General features: G+C 70.1%; 1 protein-coding gene. It reads right to left on the bottom strand.

What is annotated here, in order from left to right; all coding sequences use genetic code 11:
• Positions 1–92 precede the first annotated feature (92 nt).
• On the bottom strand, positions 93–1,457 hold the full coding sequence (locus tag AC3ETA_RS47675; RefSeq protein ID WP_432199153.1) for an ISNCY family transposase: 1,365 nt from the start codon (positions 1,455–1,457) through the stop codon (positions 93–95).
• Between the last annotated feature and the right edge of the window lie 120 nt (positions 1,458–1,577).

Here is a 1,577-nt window from a genome sequence, read left to right as displayed (position 1 = left end):
CCTAGCTACTTGCCCCTGAAAAAGGATTTGGCCTGGTGGGCGGGCTGTTGCTGACACCTGGTCCCGGGCGGGGCTGGGTTGCCCTTCCTTGTTCAGCGACTGAGGACGGTCATCCGGTGGAGGTTGTAGGCGAAGATCCCGAGTCCGGTCCAGGTCTGAGCGCCGGCGAGGCGGCGGAGGCGGGTGCGGCGGAATCCGAAGGTGCGCTTGAGGTGGCTGATGCGGGCTTCGATGCCGACTCTCCAGTTGCGCATCCGCCGGAACGGGCGGCTGCGTTCGTACTCCCGTCGGGCTTTTCCCGGGGTTCCGGTGCGTTGGAGACCGATCCTTCGGACACCGAGTTCAGCCAGGGCCCGGTCGTTGCCCGCGGTGCCGAAGCCGCGGTCGGCGACCACAGTTGCCGGAACGCGGCCGGTCAGAGCGGTCACCCGCTCGACCGAGGGCACCAACTGCGGGGCATCGGCCGGGTTTCCGCGGTTGACCTGGTGGTCGACGACGAAGCCGTTTTCGTCTTCGGCCACCAGCGCGGTGTAGCCGAACTGGGTGGGGTGCTGGGGCTTGCCCTTGCGGATCGGCCGGGCATCGGGGTCGGCCAACGACACCAGCCGGTCGGGGATCGTGCGGATCCCCGCCAGCCGTAACGCGGTCTGCTCCAGCAGACGCCGGGTGCCCGTCACGGTCCCGGCCAGCTCACCGACCAGATGCGCCAGCCGCCCCGAGGGCCGCCCGCGCAGCGCGCGCCGCGCGTTGCGCTCCACGCAGGCCACGTCCCGCAGCGTCGCACGGGCGATGGCGGCGACCTCGCCGGTGAGCCGGTCGATCTCGCCCAGGGCCCGGCCGGTGCGCCGCCGCAGAGTGCGGGAGATCTGCTTCAGGCGGCGGCCTGCTGACCGGCTGCGATCCCGGAAAGGAGTGCGCCCGGCGGCGCCGACGGCCTTGATCCGGTGCACCAGTCTGCCCAGCTTGCGCACTCCGTGCTCCAGCAGGTCGGCGTCCGTGGGGTGGTCGATGTCGGCCTCGATCACGGTGGTGTCGATGCGCAGTTTGCGGCACCGCAGCAGTTTCTCCTCGACCAGTTTGCCCAGCAGCGCGGCGTTGAGCTGCTCGATGATCTGGGGGCCGCTGCGACGCACGAGTTTGACCAGCGTGGTCGGGTGCGGCACCGGGGAGGCCAGCGGTATGCGGCAGAACCGCCGCCAGCTCAGCGAGTCCGCCACCTCACGGCACAGCGTCTCGTAGCCGAGCTGGTAGCGGTGCTTGAGATACAGCAGCCGCAGCAGCGTCTCCACCGGGACCGACGGCCGCCCCAGCCGTTCGGCGAACACCGCACGCCACGGGGCGATGAACCGCTCGTCATCCAGGTACGCGTCGATCTCGGCCAGCTCGACGGGCAGCTGCCGCGCTTGCTCCGGCAGCACCTCCCACCATGCGTCCTGTGGCCCGGACACACGCAACATCGCCACCACCCCCGGCCGCCAAGGCCCACCCCCACTGTGACGGCCTCGGACGACTCACACCAGCACTCCACACAGGTCACCCCAGCGGAAGCCCAGACTTCTTCAGGGGCAAGTAGCTAG

The organism is Streptomyces sp. bgisy027, assembly GCF_057710365.1.
The sequence above is the reverse complement of the archived record's forward strand: the minus strand, read 5'-3'. Positions and strand labels throughout refer to the sequence as shown.

Bases quoted from the DNA above. Each gene is read 5' to 3' on its own strand.
- AC3ETA_RS47675 (WP_432199153.1), bottom strand. From the start codon at position 1,457: ATGTTGCGTGTGTCCGGGCCACAGGACGCATGGTGGGAGGTGCTGCCG.